The organism is Arcicella sp. LKC2W (assembly GCF_034931005.1).
GTDB lineage: Bacteria > Bacteroidota > Bacteroidia > Cytophagales > Spirosomataceae > Arcicella.
Genome location: NZ_JAYGIN010000031.1, coordinates 1 through 17874, shown reverse-complemented (window position 1 = coordinate 17874; position 17874 = coordinate 1). Strand labels below are relative to the sequence as shown.

Here is a 17874-nt window from a genome sequence, read left to right as displayed (position 1 = left end):
TCTTATACGTTCAAGTCTTAATCCTTATTCTACTGGAAGTTGGGTTGCTGTATTCGTCTTTCACATGGTAGAAAATCTTATACGTTCAAGTCTTAATCCTTATTCTACTGGAAGTTGGGTTGCTGTAATTAGAAATATGAAAGTAGTAAATAAAAAATATCATATTGGTCTTAATCCTTATTCTACTGGAAGTTGGGTTGCTGTAGAGAAATAGAAAGTATTTTGAATACTTTAGATTATCTGTCTTAATCCTTATTCTACTGGAAGTTGGGTTGCTGTTAATTCTAAACATAATGTAATAAAATTGAAAACAAGATGTCTTAATCCTTATTCTACTGGAAGTTGGGTTGCTGTTGTAAAACAAATACTTCATAAAATAAGAAAATAATTTAAAGTCTTAATCCTTATTCTACTGGAAGTTGGGTTGCTGTTGGAAATTATTCACAATGGATTATTACAGGAGAAAAGTCTTAATCCTTATTCTACTGGAAGTTGGGTTGCTGTATGATGTACTAAAATTAAAAAATTATTGTAATGATAACGAGTCTTAATCCTTATTCTACTGGAAGTTGGGTTGCTGTGAAAATTAAAAATAATTTCATAAATTTATAAAACATTTAGTCTTAATCCTTATTCTACTGGAAGTTGGGTTGCTGTAGCACTTTTTCGTAATGTGCTGTAATATAGGTAATTAATTAATAATTTTGCTGTAAATTTATATTTTATCATGGAATGTCAATATCAAAAAAGGTACATTCATCAAATCGTATTCACAAATATACTCAAATAAAGTTAAGAATAATGAAACCGTTTCAAGACATTAGTCGATAGCAATTGCTTTCCATCCCCAAATCTTTTTAGAAGAATCGAACGCTCTAATTGCCTTGCCAGTTACCAATCCCTCTTTATTCATCACCAATGATTGCTCAATAAATACATTTTCTACAAAACCTGCATTTCCAACTTTTTTTAAGATACCCGAAAACCCCTTTTCTAAATGTATAGGAATTGTATCATCACTTTTAGAAGCTGTTATCACTTGCCAAAAAGAACTGTCTGTATTGTTAACTTCGACTAATGAAAATTCCATAAATGTTCCAACATTTACTTTTACCTTCAATCTTTCATAGTTAAAACCACCAGAGACATTTTCGCTAACAAAAAATTGAGCCGTTTTCTTCTCAGGGTTTATTTTCCAAATAATGCCCTTAAACTTAGCTGTATTTTGTAAAAGACTTTCTGCTTCAATACTATGAGTTTTATATAAATCATGCACATTCGTATATTGATTAGCGTTAGAAATCTCAGGGAGTGATAACCATTCTCTCAATTGTACAGGAATTTGCCATTTATTGCCAACTCGAATCTCTATAATATTATCAATTTCTACCCTTGCGGCATTCCATTCTTGTCGAAGTATCAATAATCCAATCATTCTCTGACGCACTTTTACCAAAAAATCAGGTGATGCTTTACAAAGTAGAGCTTTTGCCAAACACGCAAATTGCATATCCATATTTGTTGGATGTAGTTGTGCCAATAAATCCCAAACCCAAAAATCGGTCTGCTTTTTTTGAGCAAATGGAATGATAATCTCCTTTGCTTCTTCAAACTTTCCTAAGTTGAGTCTTAGTACAGCCCGATAATAAATAAGATAAACCATTTTAGATTGCTCTTTCGATACCTTATCAAGTTTTTCTAAAAACGAATTCAAATTATAGGTTAAATCAGAAAATTTATCATTTTCAATGAGCGTACACCAAATTTTAGCAACCGCAATATAATACCGTTCCACCAGTGCGGGCATAGCCTTACCGTTAGCCATTATTTCGGGAAGATAGTCTTGTGTTTGAAACTGGTTAAATTTGTCAAAGTCTCGACAAAATAACTGATGGGGTATTTCAGTCTGATGTTTTAAGATAGCCTTCAAAAGTGTACTATTTCCCAATGATACGTTATGAGGAATTTTTGACCAAAGGTCATAAAACATCGTCCAACACTCCCCAGTTGTTGAATTATCCAAGCGAAAAAAGAGTTTCGCCACCTGCCAACAAAGCTGCTCCCCAAATATTAACTCTTGATTGTCAAGGGTTAAATGGGCAATCATTGCTAAGTAATCATTCAATTCGCTTACCGTATTGCATCGAGATTTGATTAATTCGATATATACCCATCCCGCCGCCCGACGATTGTACAAATTGTTAGGTTCTTGAGTCAATAAAACATTTACCAAAGCTAAAGATTCATTGAGTTGTCCTGCCTTTCTTAAACGAGTTACCTCCTGAGCATTGACGATTACATTTTGAGTAGTATTGAAGATAGTAGGGGATTATGTGAAAGTTTATTTTAAAAGAACAAAGTATGTTTGGGGGCAGCAATAATTTTAAATTCAAAAGATTTCCCGATGCAAGTCAAGCTATTGAGCATATCTTCGCCCACAGGTAATACCAAAATGCTATCTTGATTTTCGTAACAAGCCTGCATTTTACGAAGCGTAATGGTAACTTCTTTTTGTAGTTTTCGATGGAAACGGGCAAAATAAATTGACTTTTGTACCCTAATACAACCTTTCTGTATCAGATATTTCGCCATCATATTCCGTATTTTAGTATTTTCAATGTCATACATAATAAAGCAATACATATCTTCTGAGCGTTTTAGTTTTTGAGCATTTTTAAAAAAATCAAAGAAACCCTTTAACCCTTCTGGAATTGTCTCTGGAATTTTATCAAGGGCAACAAGCTCATTAATTTGTTTTTCAGGTAAAAAAGGTAATCCTGCCATTTTCCAATCTTCATTCAATTTCGTGATTGGTTTAGGGAGCGTTTTTTTCTTTCTTGGCATACATTTTTAGTTAGGTGAAATAAATCCTACCAACGAGACTTCCTCGGGGATAGGTTTAGGAAAAAGAAAATCAAAAATTGTTTGATGTAGTAACTGATTTAGCTTATCATCTATTCCTGTTTTGGGAGAAACTACCACAGAATAGCCTTTTTTACCATAAAAAACATTCACCTCTGCTTTTCTGTAACCTTGTTTAGCTATGATTTTTACACCGTATTGAATAGGCTTTTGTTCAAGAAGTTCTAAGCCAACTTGGGTACAAAGTTTTTCAACCTCAGTAAACAACTCCGTTATTTCTTTCGGAACAAAAATATCCTTTTCAATACGAACAGGCGTATTTGGGTTAATTTCCCTTAAAATAGCTTTATAAGCAGTTTCATTAATTACTCCTTTGGCTATGTTTACATTTTTATCTTCCAACACAGCTATTTGATTTTCCTCAGTATAATGACTTGCTCCAGTAGCTTCAAAAATTTCACTCATAATATTTAAAGTGATTCCAACTGCCGAAGGATTATAATACACATTGGTATCATAAGAGAGAAAACACGCTCTACTAACATCAGAAGTTTTTAGGTCTATGAAACCAGTAAGACCCACTTTTACCCCAAACTTCTCTGCAAAGTCACGATACGCAATCTGAAACCCCTGAGCAGACACAAGAGGTTCTGATAATCTAAAAATTACTTTAATACCTTCGCCACTTGGTGAAATAAAAGCCATCAACACACTATCATCAGCCTTGATAGCCTCTGGAATTGAACCATCAAAATCTGTCAAATGGTCAATGTCCAAAATAATAAAGTTGACAGCATTAATATTGTCAATTCTACGGCAGTCTTGTTGAAAAATCCCCCCTACAATATAAGGAAGGCGAGTTTTTAAAGCTCTGTATGCAGTCTTATCAATATTACGTAGTTTCTGCAAACGAGCCACTTCCTGAGCTAATGAAGATGGTTTTTGCCCTGAAATTAAAGCAACAACGTCTTCAATAGTTACTCTCTGAAGAGTCTCAGAAGCAGATGTAATGGCAAAGCCTAAAGAAAGTTGTGGAGTAGTATTGAAGGTATATATCGGTTTAAATGTGATTTGATATGACAAACTTAAAGCAATAAAGTGTAATCTATTTTCACTTATATTTTTTTCAACATAGAGGCTAAACGTTGAGCTTCCAATTCGAGATGATTTAAGCGGCTTCTGCTCAATCCTTCCAAATTTATTAGTTCTTCTAAATACTCATTGATACTTTGAATCAATATTCTTTTGCCATAAGTATTCAACCAAAATTGTTGATTTTCAACATCAAAAAACTCCTCAAAAATTACTTCTTGTAAACACAAATGACACACCACATAATCAATCCAATGTCTAAATTTTTCGATAAAATCATACACCAAAACAGGACGATTATATTCATCACGGTGCATAACGCCAATGGCTGGGTCAATTCCAGCTCTAATCAAAGCCGATTCGCAATGAGCATATAGCATTCCGTAGCCATAGTTCAATAAACAATTAAACATATCCAATGCAGGGTGTTGCGAACGCCTTTCAAAACGATATTTTTGAGGTAAAATTAGTTTTATCCCCTCAAAATAATACTTCGAGCAACTTCCTTCAAATCCTCTAAAAGAGGCAAATGTTTCAGAAAAATCTTCATGCTTAAAATTGACAAACTTTTCAGCATATCTGTTTATTTTTTGTAACAAAATATCAATAGGAATTTCTGATAGTAAAGATAATAATTCAAGTACATTGCTTTGATTTTCAGCTTTTTGCTTTAAAACTGTTCGTACCCATTCCACACCAGCCGAGCTTTGAGAAAACTTCAACTGATTTTTACGAATTGTTGAAATTGAACCGAAAGTATTTCCCCATAATCGTCCAATCGGATGCCCCTTTCGGTTAACAAATAGCACATCTGTATGATGGTCTAAAGCAGTCTGTACTACCTCAAATGAAAGTTTAGTAGCCGAATGAAGGTGAATAACTTTTACCTCATGTACCGACACAAATGCCACATTTTCACCAGAACGAATACAATAACGCCCATTTTTAACACTAAGGCTACTACCTCTTTGGTTGATAATCAGTTGAGTTGTCTTGAAGATTTTTTGGGGTTAAGCTCTTTTAAATGTATGAGCATTGTTAGTGAATAATTCATTCTTAGCACGTGTAATGCCAGTGTAAAGAAAACGCTGGTCAGTGTCAGGCATCCAAGAATTGAGTAAAATGGTATTCCATTCGCTCCCTTGTGCTTTGTGGCAATTAAAGGCGTGAGCATAATTTACTTGCATTGCCGATAAAAATTCATCATCACAAATATTTTTAGAACTTCGATAAGCAGGGTTATTCTTATTGGCTGATGCAAAAAGAGCCTTTTTCTTGTCGTGCGTAACCAATTTAGGATTCTCTAAAGCGTCCAACATAATTTTTGTTGATACCGTAAATGCCTCATCTCCTTTATTAAAAAGAGCCAATTCTACCTCCATAAATCTCAATTCGGCAACGGTGCGTACTGAACCCGTAGCAACCACTTTAGCAACCTCACCGCTTGGAATATACGTAAAGTCTTTTCCAAAATAGTTTCGATTAAGCACAACTAAATCATTTTTTGCTAATAAACCTCTTAATCCTAATTTTTCACGTACCATTTTATTACACCTGTCAATGTAATCATTCGAGTAGGCTATAATGGAAACATTCTCAGGATTATTTATATCATACCTTTGCAAGTATAAATCCGTGACGTGATTTGGATTGTACATGGCTCTGCCAATATTGGCAGTATAAGCCTGTTCTTTTTCAATGAAAGAACGAAGTTCATAAGCAGCATCTAATATATAAGAACCCTCAGACTGACGCATAACTCTCGACAATCGAATCATGTTACCCTGTAATTGAAAAGTCTTTTGTAGATAAGACAAGTCCAGGGCTGGCGATTGTTGATGAGCTTTATAACCCACAGGAGGCAACTGACAGTCATCTCCAACAAAAATAATTTTATTGGATTTATTCCCCTGTTTGATAAAAGCAATCAAATCTGAGAGCATAGGTGTGTCTGATTCAAACTCCTGAGAATTACTCACTAAGTTGCTAATCATTGAACTCTCATCAATGATATAAACTCTCAGTTCCGAAAATTTATTAGTCTTCCGTAAGAAACGGACTTTGGCTTCATCTTCATTAGTTTCAGGAATATACACATGAGCATGAATGGTTTCAGCCTGAAAACCAGCTTTTGAAGCAATATTTTTGGCAGCACGACCAGTCGGTGCTAATAATTCAAAACCAATACTTTCTTGATTTAAAAAATCAGCAACCGCCTTCATAATAGACGTTTTTCCTGTGCCAGCCGCACCTTTCACAATTAGAAAGTCCTGCTCATCGGTCAAGAACATCTTGATTTTTTCAAGAATAACAACTTGTTCAGTAGTTGGAACAAAAGGAAGAAATGAAGTAATGTTTTGTGTTGTATTGAAGATGGTAGGGGGTTATGTTAAAGATTTGTTTTCTTGTTTCGGATACAAAATTGGTGTATATTAGTGTAATATAATTACACAATTTCAATAAAATGGCAAAAACAAAGAATCAATTTAATAGATTAGAAATATTACACAATCTATTGGCAAAAGGTACTCCAGTTGGCTGGACAGATATAGAGAAAAGCTATTTACACAACGGGATAAAAGTTACAAAAAAAACAATTTTCAATGACCTTCATGATTTAGAGGATTCTTATAGAGCTCCAATTAAGCCTGAAAAGGGAAAATATTCTTACACTAAACCATACTCTTTTTTAAAAAGATTTAATGTAGATGATTCAAAATTTGCAGAAGAATTACAAACCCTCTTACAGCAATTTGCCGAATTTCCTGCCTTTAATGGTTTAGAAGACATTTGGCTTAAATTAAAAGAACGTATTCCAAATACTACCAAAGAACACATTGTACAATTTGAATCAAATAATGATTATAGTGGATTAAAAAGAATAAATGAACTATATGAATCGGTTAAAAACAAAGAATGTCTTAAAATAAAATATCAAGATTTTGGAAAGGAATTGCGTGAATACACCATAAGTCCCTATCTTCTTAAAGAGTATCATAACCGTTGGCATATCTATGGATACGAGCATAAGAAAGAGAAAATCTATAATCTGGCATTAGATAGAATTGTAAGTATCACCAAATCGGAATTTATGTTCAAAAAAGCCAAAGCGAAGGATTTAGCTTTTTTGAATGATATTATTGGTTTTACCTATTTATACAATCACAGAACAGATACGTATGCCCAATTGGAAACAGTGAAAATTAAAGTTGAGTCAAAAAGAGCTAATTACATAAGTACCAAACCTTTACATCACAGCCAGAAGGAAGTAGAAAGTACAGAAAACTATAAAATATTTGAATATCGTTTGAGAATAAATAACGAATTAATAGCCAAAATACTGGAATTTGGCAAAGATGCAGAAGTTTTAGAGCCTGTAAGTTTAAGGGAGGAGATTGTTGAAAATGTATTGGGGATGATGAAAATATATGAGTGAGTTTCATGTATATTTAGGAATTGTATTCCTAAATATACATGAAAAGATAAGGGCGGTCTTTAGAGTAAATCTTCAATTTCTTTTCTTATCACGTCATAAATTCCAAAACCTTGAACATCGAAGATTTTATCGAGGTCAGATAAGAGACCTTCTATTTTATATTCAATACCTAAAATTAAATTAATTTGGTATCTATCAACTGCTTCTAAACCATGAGCTAACTTATTTCTTTTTTCAGATAATAATTCAAGTTTATCACCAATTTTTTGATAATCGGATGAAGTAGGGTCAAGCACTTGTAATATTACGTAAAATGCTTTTCTACTTGGATTATTTAACCAAATACCTTTTTCTTTAAGTTTCTCTACAATTGTAGGGTTAACTCTATTTAACTTATCAATCCATGCTTGATTTAAATCGCTCTGTCCTAATGCTACATTTCTGTACTTTTCAGTTCTGGTATCAAGAAATTTTTCTACTTTTATTCTAAATAAATTTTCATTTAGTGTAAAAATTCGCCATAAAAAATCACCATACTTTTTTTGGTGACAAGAAATTTTTGCAGACAAGTATAAATCTTTTAGTTTTTCATTTTTAGAAGTTGGGATTTGCAATATGTTCTTTAGTTGATTACTTATTTCACTCCTTCCAATAAGATTATCAAAAGAATTCTTTAAACTATCATGTTTTAATTCTAATCGATTTTTTGTGTAAGTTGAAATGTGTTTGATAATCGGATTATCTGTTAATTCCGAATCAATAAGTCCAAAATCATAATCAGCCAAATGCTTTAGAATCTTTTGCTTGTTTAAACTACTCAAAAACTTGGAAGGGAAATCTAATTCTTTAAAATCAACTCCTTCTGCTTTTTGAAGTTGCTTTACTTTTCCCTTAAAGGTTTCAATCAAACGTAAGATAAGGGCTTGGTTAATTTGGTCAATACCTCCTTGTGGATATAAAAAAACTTGTTTTACCTGTTCTGAATATAGTAAAAGGTGATTTATTCTTTTAAAATCATCATACTGATAACCTAAATCTGTAACATTATCTGTAATTGCAAATTGGTCAATTTCAGTATTTATAAAGAAACTATCTTCTTTGATTAATTTAGAAATTATATCGGCATAGTAAACCGAATCATTTTCTTTGTTTTGAAACTTTACCCTTCCGCTTTTAAATGCTTCTTCTTGGTCAGTATAAACAAGCATTATTACATCAAGTGATACATTTTTTTGTTTTAGGTATTCAATTGCTGGTCTTATAATCGGAAAATCAATAATTGGTTGAAATAAAGCATAATACTCGTCAATTACCTTTCCTGTTGTTCTTGGTGAAATAGTGTAATAATCAGGAAACTCCTTACTTGGTTGCCTTACTTCAAACCTAATAGATGAATCATTGATACGTTGAACAAAGAACTTGGAAAATCTCTCTCCTTTTTCTTCAATCACTTCAAAACTATTTTCTTCTATCTTATTTACAGGTAGCTGAATTTCTCTCGTGCCAAGTGTAATAACTAAATAATTTTTCATATCAAAAATTCTTCAAAGTTTTGTGTACTGATAATTTTCTTTTCAATTGGTTGATAAATTTCTACAAATGAACTCGGAAATTTAGCCTTTGCCTTCGGATTCCACTTGAATTCGTAAGCATACATTTGTCCCCCTTGTTCTTCTATATAATCAATTTCTTGTTGGGCATGTGTTCGCCAAAAATATCCTTTGGCATTACTATTATTGTATTGATTTAATTTTATACGCTCACTAATCAAAAAATTTTCCCATAATGCTCCAATATCTCCTCTTATTGCTATTGGGTTAAAATTACCGATTAGGGCATTTCTGATTCCATTGTCATAAAAATATATCTTACGACTGGAACTGATTTCATTCCGAATATTTCTACTAAATGGATTTAATCTAAAAATTACGTAGGCTTGTTCTAATAAACCAATATATTGCTCAACCGTTGCACGGTCGATTCTGAGGAGTTGAGCCAATTCATTATAAGAAACCTCAGAACCTACCTGCAACGCTAACGCAATCAGCAACTTTGATAGGATTTCGGGTTTACGAATTCCTCCATAATTAAGCAAATCTTTGTATAGATAACTACTTGCCAACTGTTTTAATACCCCTTCTTCTTGCCCCAAATTATTAATTACATCAGGGTACATCCCATAAATAAGACGAAGTTCAAATTGTTGTTTTGAACCTAAATAGCCAAAATGATTTGTTAGTTCAGCCCAACTTATTGGGTACAAATTATATTCCCATTTACGACCCGTTAAAGGTTCATTAATATTACTGCTTAATTCCAAAGCCGACGAACCACTAACCACAACTCTCACGTTTTTGATTCGGTCGTGAATAATTTTCAATGTCAATCCAATATTATGAATCCTTTGTGCTTCATCAATAAAAACGGTTGTATAATTCCCAATGATTTGTCTGAGCTGTACTTCTCCAATATTTTCGAGGCTTTGTTGTGTTATAATATCGTCACCATTCAAAAATAAGTATTGCCCTTCTTGGCTGCATAGTTTTTCCAAAAGTGTCGTTTTTCCTACTTGACGTGGCCCTAAGACAATCAAAACTTTTCCATCGTTCCAATGTGCCTCTAAATGCGATTGCAATTTTCTCTCTATCATTTTATATAAATTTATAGAATCTAATCTATAAATTTATATAAAAATATTGAATATTTTAGATTTATTTAGGAACTTTGAATGAAACTCTTACTATTCTACCTTTCTCCATAACTAAACTTACCCTACAAATAAAACCTTTTGGTTGTGAAGCAGAATCTACCATTTCAAACTTTTTTTCTTCATAGCCTTTCACAAATATCTTTACCTTATTAGGCTTTCCGCTCTCAATTACCTCTGCATCTACCTCTAAGTTTTTTGTTGGAAGACCATCATACATTTTAGGCTTTTTGGCTTCTTCTTTTGCAATTCTTTGATTCTCCAGACGTTCCGCCTCTGCTCTTACTTTTTCTACTGCATCCTGAGCGTCTCGTTCTTTCTTTAAAGTTTCTGCTTGTTGGCGTTTTAGTTTTGTTTCTTCATCCAACAAGGTTAATTTGATAAAACCCATCGGTTGAAAGACTCGACTACCTTTTGAATCTGTTTGAAAAGCTAACTTTCTGGACTTATATTTTCTTTTTCCATTACCATGCACACCAGTATTTACGTAATCTTCATACTGCCAATCTCCTGTAATACTGTGGAAACCAGAACCTGCCGCTAATCGTAATATACAGGATTTACTTGAATCTAAATTATTTGCTTCTTCTTTTAACTTTAAAAGCTCTTCATACGCACTTTCAGAGTTATCATCAAATTTATATTTTAGATAAAACTTAATTTCTTTATCTAAAAAAGAGAGTGTATGCTTATTGATTATTGAACACAATTCTGCCATCGGCTTATTAATAAGCCAAGATTTTGTGTGTGAAGGTGGAATATTTTTTTCAGGGGTTTTATTTTGAGAAAAATATAATTGCTCAATAGCTTTCATTTTAAAGGAAAGCATCATTGTTGATTTATCTTTTGGTGCTAAACTTTCATAAGTAGTAGTAAATTCACTGTTAAAGTTTTGATTTGTTTCTCTATTGTGTTTCCATCCACCAATCCAATCTCCAGAATTATTATGAAGGTTGAAAATTTTTGTATTTTTTAATACAGTTCCTTCAAAACAAACATCAGTAAACTGAAAATATCGCATAATGGAATTATCCGCCCCCCCTAAAAGTTTGGTATTGGGGTCTCTAAATTTCTCAAAATCCGTTTTTTTAGAAAAATGATTCATTAAAACAGAAGCAATTGCCCCTTTGATTGAACTACCTGGAATATAAGGTTTTCCATTCATTCCATTAAAAATATGGCGTTTTAACTCACTCCCAGATGGGTTTGGAAAATTGAAGTTTTTATTTGAAACAGATTCAATATTCAAATTACCTATTAAACTTTCAATCGTTATATTTCTATCTGCTCTCGTAAAAGCTAAGGTGATTTTATCTACCGGTATAACTTTACACAATTTATTAAAATCCAAAATCCAAGTTTTACTGTCTTTTGCAATAAAATCTATACCTTTTTGCCAATGGTTTTCTCCAGCTCCGCCGATATGTGTCGGAGTCAGTATTTCCACTTCAAAAGTATTAGTAATAGTGCTTTTGTCTATGTCTTTCATAATTTTACTGGTAAGAATAAGGCTTTGCCTACTCTGTAAATTGGATTTTCGATTTTGCTCGGAAGGGCAGGCAGTAAATCAACAGTCTTTCCTTTAGAAAATGGCTTAGCAGCATTAATTCTAAAAACAGAGCCTTCTTTAAACATATAAATAGAGCGTTTTCTTAATTTATTATGCGGTTCAGAAAGCCATCCACCACGCTTTATGATTTCGTATTTTACATTTTTATCTTCTAATATTTCGGCTAAATTAGATTTGGATTCAGGGCAAAAAAGTGACATATTCATGGCATAATTGGTATTTTCTGCAATTTCTATATCTATTTTACCAAAAGAAACTTTAAATTGTCCATTACCAACTGCTCTATCCGTCCCGATTCCATTTTCTGCCAACAGATTCAAAGCAGCCTTCACTTGTTTTCTAATAGATTCATTTTCATATTGAACTAAACAAAACATTCCTGACCCTTTTTTGAAAAATATTCGCTCAGTATAAAAAGGCTTAGAATCTTGTTGTTCATCTCGTGGGCGTTTTATTCTTGGTTGTACATCACTGGTCATAAAATCTTTGTCTATTGCATCGAAAGTTTGATAGCTATCTTGAATCGAATCAGTCGTACTTGCCACCTCCTTATTAGAAATATAGCTTTCAAAATGAGGGATATCCACATATTTTATCTTTTTGAATTTCTTTGCATCTTCTGTTCGCACCTCACTTTTACCAGCATTTGGCTTCAAAAATGGTTTTGCAAAAAAATGGACCATCTCATTCGTCTTTAATTTTGGTGTGAACGGGAACAAACTACTTATTGTAAAATCAGGAATGGCTTTTATCCATTCAGTTTTGCCAAGTATTGCCCATGATTGCATAATAGCGGCATGAATAGTATCTGAATGTATTGTTTTTTCACTTACACCATAGTCATCAGCTCTTGCATTACTGATATGCAAAGGAGCTGTAAACTCAAAATAAATGACTTCAAAAGATTGCTTCATTTCAGGTTGTTTGGTTTAAATACTCTTCTGCTGTTTTATGAATAGGTTCAAATAGTTTTATAGACACTTGTCCATAACCTCTTGTACCACTACCACCTAAATAATCATGTTCCAATAAAGCGATTCCACTTTTCAATAATGATATAAACGCTGTTTCGTCCGAATCTTCCATTACATTAATTACAAACTCAATGTCGAATTCTGCTCCAGCAGGAACACGTTCAATTTGTCTTATTCCTCCATTTTTAGCTGTTCCTGTTAATCTGTCTATCACGTTCTCAAATTTTACCTCACTGTAAGGCATATCTGTGAATTCTGAACGTTCTAATAAATCTGCTGACTCTGCTGTTAAAATAGCATCTCTCACTAAAATGCGAGAAGGATTTCCAGTATGGTTTTCATTTCCAAACCAGCCAAAAAGTTGTGCTATTATTATACTTGTTGCGGAATATTTTTTGAACGAAGTATCCGCATTTGCACCCATAGCTACCTCTAAAAGACTACGAATTTTTCCTTTCAGAGAACTTCCAGGAATGTAAGGCTGATTATTATTTTTTCTGCGAATTATAGGGCTATCAACGCCACCGATTTCTACATTTTCCTTACTGTCGCCAATGTGTAAACCTGAAAGCAGTGTAAGTTTCCCTTGTATTATTATTTTTTTCTTGAGTTTCATTTTCTTGATTTTTAATAGTTTAAAAATTATTCGCCACCTGCTGCTTTGTGATAAGCAACAATTGCTTCCAGTACATTAACGAAATTCTGAAATTTAGCTTTATCTTCTTTAATTTCTTGTATCATTGGACTTAATAATGAGAACAAATCTTTTATTTTTGATTTACCTTTATCTCTACCCATTGCATAAGCTAACTTTGGCTCAAGTAAAAGAATTTCTCCTTTTGCTTTTTCAAAACTTGCTTGAATTCTTTTTATTGACCCAAAGAATTTTCTAATTTGGGAGGTAGAAAGTTTCCCAACCTTATCTTTGGCAAAGCCTTCTTCTTTGGCTAAATACTCACCCCATTCTTTTATCAATTTTAAATCTTTTATCCCTTCTGAAAGGATAGAAACTGGAATTTTTTCTGGCATTATTTCTTATGTTTAAGGTTGTAATTTCTTTTATCTCTTAAAATCAACTCAGCCCAACGAGAGGCTACTGCAAATACATCAAATCTAATTGAGTTTTCTCTAAATTGGTTACACAACAACGCTATTTCTATCACTTTCAAAGCGTCATTTTTCTGCTTATTATTCTTTGATTCGTACCTTTTTAAAGAATATGCGGCATTCCACTTCCATGATAAATTAAGATTACCTTGTTTGTCTTTCTGCTTAGATATTTCGTACCAATCAAACACCTTTTGGAGAATGCCATGAGAAAGAACAGGATTTTCTGCATTGAGATGTTCAATCCAGAAATCTTTAATTTCCTTGATTAACGTAAACTCTTCCCAACCTACGGCAATACCGAATAGACACAAAGCATCTTTTTCCTTTTTATCACTCCTTTTAAAGTCTTTCGCTAAATGCTCGGCTTCTCCTGCTAAATCTGCCGCCTTAGCGATTGGAAACTTTGGAGTAACAATGCTTATACCCGCCGAAATAGTAATGTCATCTCTACCTGTAAATTTCTTGAACTCTTGTTGTACTTCCTCTGCAAAAGCAATGATGTTATCCCAACGACCCACCGCAAATACATCATCTCCACCCGAATAAATAATATTTACCCAATCTTTGTAGGCTTCTTTAGAGCGAATCGTATTTAGGTAGCCACTAAAAAACCAATCTAACTGTCCCGACAATGTCGCATAAGCAGAAAATGATGCCGTTTCTTTGTTAAAGCCTTTAATAAATAATTGTCCTAATCCGTCAACGTCCATTCGTAAAATAGCAAGTCTGTTAAATAAACCAGCACATTCACTTTTCACTATGAGAGAACCCTCTTTGTCATTATCTTCTCTTTCAATACCAGCCAGTTGCTCAAAGTTTTTGGATTCTCCTTTTTTATCCAGTGCCGACTCACTACCACCATAAAAACGGAAAGAATATGCGGTATTTTTTGCACTGGTACTTTGAGGCTTGATGAAGTTTATTTCATTTTTTACCGTTAAACAAACTTCTGAATTTTCAGTTTGTAGTAAATCTTTGTTTGTCAATAACCAATAGTTCCTACCAATTAAAGACTCGTAATTTCTAACCTTCAAATTTGGCTGGTTACTTTTTGAAAATATGAGATAGTCGTTCTTAGCTAAAGCTTGACCTATTTCTTTCTGCTCTTTGACTTGTGATGAAATTTTAACGTCATCATCAATTTTACTTATTTCATCTGATTCTTCACCTGTAACCGAACAAATTGCTTTTTGTCCGCCGTGTCCAATACCTTCATCGCTAAAGAAGTTTTCATAATCAGCTAAAAGTAAGTTCTTGAATTTTTGGTACTTCTTCTCAGCTGTTTTTTCGCTTACTTTTTTCCATAAATCACCGAGTGTTTTATGTTCTTTTTCGATAATGACCGTTTTTTTGTTTAAATCAAAAGCGAAAGCTTCAAAGCCCATACAGACATATATATTACCCTTATACTTACTCCAGATAGCGTTTTTTATCTCTTCTTCAAGCTTGTTCAACGCATCTTTTACCGCTTGGGTATTAGGGAGTAACATAAAAAACTTGCCACCACTGCTATAAATAATATGGCTAAGAGTCGTTTTCGTCTTCTGGATAATTTCATTTGCAATTTCGTCCAGCATTAATTGAAGAGAAAACGACCTTCCTTTTAAACTTTTTGATGCAAATTTTGAGGAAATATCATAGATGAACTTTTGAATACCAGATACATCTACACAAAGTAATAGTAGAGGTAAATGCCCTTGTTGCAAAGTCAACTTTTGGTTATAGTTAAAGGCACTCAAGTTTTCACAATGATAATCATACAAAGATTGAGCAATTGCACCAGTTATCTTTAAATGGTCAAACAGGCTATTGTCTGCTAAATCAATGGTAGAAGCAGGAATACACCAGCAATATTTTTTTAGTAAATAGTGTAAGGAGGTATTAAAAACTTGTAGCGAATCGGTTGGTAAGTTTTTAAACTCTGCCGAAAACGCTGTCCACAGTTCAGCATATTCATTTTGAGAAACTCCAGCTTGGTATTTTTCTGTAGTTGGAAAAATATTATTTAAGGACAATTTAGTTAAGTTGAAAGCAGTTTTTGCGAACTTACTTTCCGAGTTATTTACCTTTAAATTCCCAAAAATGCTGATTAATGGCTCTTCTTTGAATTTAAGTTTTCCTCTTTTTACTTTGTCACCTTCCTGATATTCAGAAGTACTTCTGTCAATTCCACTTGCCCACCAGTCTGCCAACTGAACAAAAGCTTGTAGTTTTGACGCTGGTTTATGATGTTGAATAGAAATATTAACCAGGTTATCTTGGCTACTCTTGTCATATATTCCCAATTTTTCAAACATCGCTAAATTATCTTCAAAAAAAAGCTGAGTCCAAATAACGTGCTGATACTTAAAATACCCTTCTTGAGAAGTTGGGCAAATGCTATCCGCATTCTTCATAACAAATGGATATTTAGCTAATTGGGGTGAATTATAGTATGACACATCCGCTCGTTGCCAAAACTTACCAATATCGTGCAGTAATGCAGCTAAGTGTATTATATCTCTTGTTTGATTAGCCATAATTATATCTTCTTTTTCTATCTATTTTTTATCTGTGAAACCGTACCAAATCCAAGGCTAACGCCTTTCCCTAAACCCACAAAGTCGGGCAAAAACACGTTACTTCTAAAACGGATGTCAAATGCCAACAACTTTTGTTGCTTATAGGGTACTATTTTGGCTTTAATTAATTCGTCTATACGTAATGATATTTCTTTATCAACATCCCATTTTACACCTTTGGCGAAAGAAATAATATTAGCTTTCAATATGTTTTCTAAGAATATGGTTTGTGATAGTTCGTCTTTTAAAGCCTGATATTTTTCGTAATTTTCTTGATTAAGTGCTAACCAGTTATATAGGCGATATTCAAAATGTTTTTCCCATACTTGTAAATTATACTGTTGCATCTGTAGGTTTTTAACAACCAAAGAAACAGGTCGTTGCCCAATGACAATCTCCATATTAGTGTTATTAAAAAGATGGTGTATTTCTTCTACCCCATAGTCTATACAAATGATAGCAGGGTTCTTTCCAATACGTTTATATTGAATTACAGGATAGCCATATAGAAACTCACGGTCGTTGAGGTGATTATGGAAAATGATATGCTCGTTACCAGCTTTGGCAATCACAGCTCCACGGAAAGCAGGGATTTCATAGGCTTCAATTTCGGTATCGAACTGAATTTTTAGGAATCGAATTTTAATCATTGATTTAGGTTATATTCAGATGCAAAGTAAGGACTAAATAGTGTAAAGTAATTACACTATCATGATAAGTCATAACTGCCATTATATTTTACGAAATGAATTGAGGGAATGAGGGGAATATACTAATGAGGTGTTTGAGGTAGATTGAATTCATAGTTAAAATGTAGTTAATTGTTAGAGTGAGTTATCAGTTACAAATAAACGAAATAACTTTTAAATATTTTAGCGTAGAATTACCTAATGTTCAAAATGTTTTATAAACAACGTGATTTCATTCCAAAGCTGCTTGTATAAATAGTGTAGCTAACTCTTGATGATAAGTAGAAAATATTTGAATAGATATTTATTACTCCTGATAAGGTTCTCTATATAATTTGTACCTCTTAAAGCAACCGCAGGATATGTAGAAAGTTATGGCGATTTAGAGTTTATTGAAATATTTCCATTAATTCAAGTTCCTTTTTACCCAAAAATAAAAAGTATCAGGTATTTCCTATTCAAGAGGATTTGATGTTACCGCTCAGAGAAGTGGCATTGGTATTTGCAGCATACCTTGAAGATTGGTGGAATATTGAAAATGGTGTGGTCTGTATTGTGGTAACCAAAGATAAGGGGATTATATTGAAGAGGGACTATAACTTTTCATGAAAGATTTTGTCTCAGTCATATCTGCTGAGCATAGTTGCATTTTGTGCTTCTTTGAAAACATTGCTATTCCTTTTCACATTAAAGACCAATATTCTATAATACTCAACACAAATCAATTAAAATGTAATTTGATTAAAGTAACAACAATATAAAATCATGAAACACGATTTATGTGCGATTTTAAGTTTTAGATTTTGTTTGGCTTAGATTTTATAAAACCTCTCATTTTTGTGGAACGCAATGATATAATTTTGATGAACATCA

At 33.0% G+C, this 17874-nt stretch carries 14 protein-coding genes and 1 CRISPR repeat array (1 of these 15 only partly in view); of the genes, 1 reads left to right on the top strand and 13 read right to left on the bottom strand.

Features of this window, described 5'->3' with window-relative positions; translation table 11 throughout:
• A CRISPR array of direct repeats spans positions 1 to 657; the repeat unit is 37 nt; unit sequence GTCTTAATCCTTATTCTACTGGAAGTTGGGTTGCTGT (it extends 1909 nt beyond the left edge of the window).
• A gap of 163 nt (positions 658 to 820) precedes the next feature.
• From VB796_RS21290 to VB796_RS21270, 5 genes are all read right to left on the bottom strand, one after another.
• Positions 821 to 2197 carry a DUF7017 domain-containing protein gene (locus tag VB796_RS21290; protein ID WP_323348607.1) on the bottom strand — a complete coding sequence of 459 codons (1377 nt, stop codon included), beginning with the start codon at positions 2195 to 2197 and terminating at the stop codon, positions 821 to 823.
• A 149-nt stretch (positions 2198 to 2346) separates the two neighbouring features.
• Positions 2347 to 2844, bottom strand: coding sequence for a CRISPR-associated endonuclease Cas2 (gene cas2, locus VB796_RS21285; protein ID WP_323348606.1), 498 nt, complete (start codon positions 2842 to 2844; stop codon positions 2347 to 2349).
• 6 nt (positions 2845 to 2850) lie between these two features.
• A complete protein-coding gene (locus tag VB796_RS21280) occupies positions 2851 to 3945 on the bottom strand; it encodes a CRISPR-associated primase-polymerase type B (RefSeq protein ID WP_323348605.1) in 1095 nt (364 codons plus the stop codon).
• Positions 3946 to 3977: 32 nt separating this feature from the next.
• The gene (gene cas1 / locus VB796_RS21275) at positions 3978 to 4931 is read right to left on the bottom strand and encodes a CRISPR-associated endonuclease Cas1 (RefSeq protein WP_323348652.1); all 954 of its coding nucleotides are present in this window, start codon (positions 4929 to 4931) and stop codon (positions 3978 to 3980) included.
• A gap of 33 nt (positions 4932 to 4964) precedes the next feature.
• Positions 4965 to 6308, bottom strand: a complete 1344-nt coding sequence (locus VB796_RS21270) for an ATP-dependent DNA helicase (protein ID WP_323348651.1) — start codon at positions 6306 to 6308, stop codon at positions 4965 to 4967.
• A gap of 110 nt (positions 6309 to 6418) precedes the next feature.
• On the opposite strand from VB796_RS21270, the gene VB796_RS21265 reads away from it, so the two are divergent.
• Positions 6419 to 7390 (top strand): WYL domain-containing protein, encoded by a 972-nt coding sequence (locus tag VB796_RS21265; protein WP_323348604.1) that lies wholly within the window; start codon positions 6419 to 6421, stop codon positions 7388 to 7390.
• Between the two features lie 59 nt (positions 7391 to 7449).
• Here VB796_RS21265 and VB796_RS21260 read toward each other — a convergent pair whose 3' ends face one another.
• From VB796_RS21260 to VB796_RS21225, 8 genes are all read right to left on the bottom strand, one after another.
• Complete coding sequence (locus VB796_RS21260) at positions 7450 to 8922, bottom strand: hypothetical protein (RefSeq protein ID WP_323348603.1); 1473 nt, start codon at positions 8920 to 8922, stop codon at positions 7450 to 7452.
• Positions 8919 to 10040 carry an ATP-binding protein gene (locus tag VB796_RS21255; protein ID WP_323348602.1) on the bottom strand — a complete coding sequence of 374 codons (1122 nt, stop codon included), beginning with the start codon at positions 10038 to 10040 and terminating at the stop codon, positions 8919 to 8921. The genes VB796_RS21260 and VB796_RS21255 overlap by 4 nt, the downstream gene beginning before the upstream one ends.
• Before the next feature lie 61 nt (positions 10041 to 10101).
• Entirely contained in the window at positions 10102 to 11586 is a 1485-nt protein-coding gene (csm5, locus tag VB796_RS21250) for a type III-A CRISPR-associated RAMP protein Csm5 (protein WP_323348601.1), read from the bottom strand.
• A complete protein-coding gene (gene csm4 / locus VB796_RS21245; RefSeq protein WP_323348600.1) occupies positions 11583 to 12581 on the bottom strand; it encodes a type III-A CRISPR-associated RAMP protein Csm4 in 999 nt (332 codons plus the stop codon). The genes csm5 and csm4 overlap by 4 nt, the downstream gene beginning before the upstream one ends.
• Before the next feature lies 1 nt (position 12582).
• The gene (gene csm3, locus VB796_RS21240; RefSeq protein ID WP_323348599.1) at positions 12583 to 13257 is read right to left on the bottom strand and encodes a type III-A CRISPR-associated RAMP protein Csm3; all 675 of its coding nucleotides are present in this window, start codon (positions 13255 to 13257) and stop codon (positions 12583 to 12585) included.
• A gap of 26 nt (positions 13258 to 13283) precedes the next feature.
• Positions 13284 to 13670, bottom strand: a complete 387-nt coding sequence (gene csm2 / locus VB796_RS21235; protein ID WP_323348598.1) for a type III-A CRISPR-associated protein Csm2 — start codon at positions 13668 to 13670, stop codon at positions 13284 to 13286.
• Positions 13670 to 16270, bottom strand: coding sequence for a type III-A CRISPR-associated protein Cas10/Csm1 (gene cas10 / locus VB796_RS21230; protein WP_323348597.1), 2601 nt, complete (start codon positions 16268 to 16270; stop codon positions 13670 to 13672). Before cas10 ends, csm2 begins: the two co-directional genes overlap by 1 nt.
• Positions 16271 to 16287: 17 nt before the next feature.
• Positions 16288 to 16962 carry a CRISPR-associated endonuclease Cas6 gene (locus VB796_RS21225; RefSeq protein WP_323348596.1) on the bottom strand — a complete coding sequence of 225 codons (675 nt, stop codon included), beginning with the start codon at positions 16960 to 16962 and terminating at the stop codon, positions 16288 to 16290.
• Positions 16963 to 17874: the final 912 nt, after the last annotated feature.